This is a genomic window from Pseudoalteromonas sp. MSK9-3, from assembly GCF_003590335.1.
Taxonomy (GTDB): Bacteria; Pseudomonadota; Gammaproteobacteria; order Enterobacterales; family Alteromonadaceae; genus Pseudoalteromonas.
In genome coordinates this window covers 1-1,285 of sequence record NZ_MIET01000016.1, presented here as the reverse complement: position 1 = coordinate 1,285, position 1,285 = coordinate 1, and the positions used below count along the sequence as shown (strand labels likewise).

The window sequence follows — 1,285 nt, the reverse complement described above, 5'->3', positions numbered from 1 at the left end:
TAAGCTCTCTGAAGGGCCGTTGGAGACTACAACGTTGATAGGCTGGGTGTGGAAGCATGGTGACATGTTAAGCTAACCAGTACTAATTACCCGTGAGGCTTAACCATACAACGCCAAAGTGGTTTAAGCGACAGAAGTTAGTGTTACTAAAGTAGCGTTTTACAGAATTAGTTAGAGATTGACTAATATTTATCAGAATTCCAGATTTAGTTGGCTTGCGGTAGCGAGTTAACACACCAGATTTGCTTGGTGACAATAGCGTTTTGGACCCACCTGACCCCATGCCGAACTCAGAAGTGAAACGAAACAGCGTCGATGATAGTGTGGCAGTTGCCATGTGAAAGTAGAACATTGCCAGGCATTAAATTAGAGAAACCCGTTGCAGAGATGCGACGGGTTTTTTGCATTTGGGGTTTAAGAAAAGGGAAAAATGGGGATTAGGAAGGGGTTTCAGGTCGCCATGCATGAAGGGTAGTGAAAGAATGGACCCTGAAATGAATTCAGGGAGACGAATCTCACACTTTTGTCTTCCTGACGCAGATCAAGGTCCAGAGAAACGAATTCACCTCACCTCGTTGTCTTCCTGACGCAGATCAGGATCCAGAGAAACGAATTCACCTCACCTCGTTGTCTTCCTGACGCAGGTCAGGATCCAGAGAAACGAATTCACCTCACCCAGTTGTCTTCCTGACGCAGGTCAGGATCCAGAGAAACGAATTCACCTCACTTCGTTGTCTTCCTGACGCAGATCAGGGTCCAGAGAAACGAATTCACCTCACCCAGTTGTCTTCCTGACGCAGGTCAGGATCCAGAGAAACAAATTCACCTCACCTCGTTGTCTTCCTGACGCAGATCAGGGTCCAGAGAAACGAATTCACCTCACCCAGTTGTCTTCCTAACGAAGGTCAGGATCCATAATACTCATCTTTCTGTACTCTCGTAAAAGGCAGTGAAAGCCATGGGCCCTGAAACGATATATGGACTCCACCACATCCCACATTCAGTGTAATGTGGTGTCGACCAAAACTAAGGAGCCCATATATGAATAATCGTAACGTGATTGCACTCGATCTTGCAAAAAATATTATCCAAGTTGTAATGGTCAACTAATTTTGGCCACAGTTTTAGAATCTTTATATCTTACTTCAGACTCATTTGGTGCTAGGCCAGCATTATAGTGATGCGGCCTAACGTAGTTGTAATATTCATTTATATAATCGCTAATACTGTATTTAGCTTCTTTAAAATTCTGATAGCCAACTGTTGGCATCCATTCTGTTTTAAA

1 protein-coding gene and 2 rRNA genes are annotated in these 1,285 nt (G+C 44.0%); 2 read left to right on the top strand and 1 reads right to left on the bottom strand.

Annotated elements, in window-relative coordinates; translation table 11 throughout:
* Both BGP78_RS06560 and rrf read left to right on the top strand, forming a co-directional pair.
* Positions 1–107 (top strand): 23S ribosomal RNA (locus BGP78_RS06560); the annotation flags it as partial.
* A gap of 138 nt (positions 108–245) precedes the next feature.
* A 5S ribosomal RNA gene (rrf, locus tag BGP78_RS06555) occupies positions 246–360 on the top strand.
* A 742-nt stretch (positions 361–1,102) separates the two neighbouring features.
* On the opposite strand, the gene BGP78_RS06550 is transcribed toward rrf, so the two are convergent.
* The coding region (locus BGP78_RS06550; RefSeq protein ID WP_147386044.1) for an IS3 family transposase at positions 1,103–1,285 on the bottom strand (183 nt) is incomplete at its 5' end.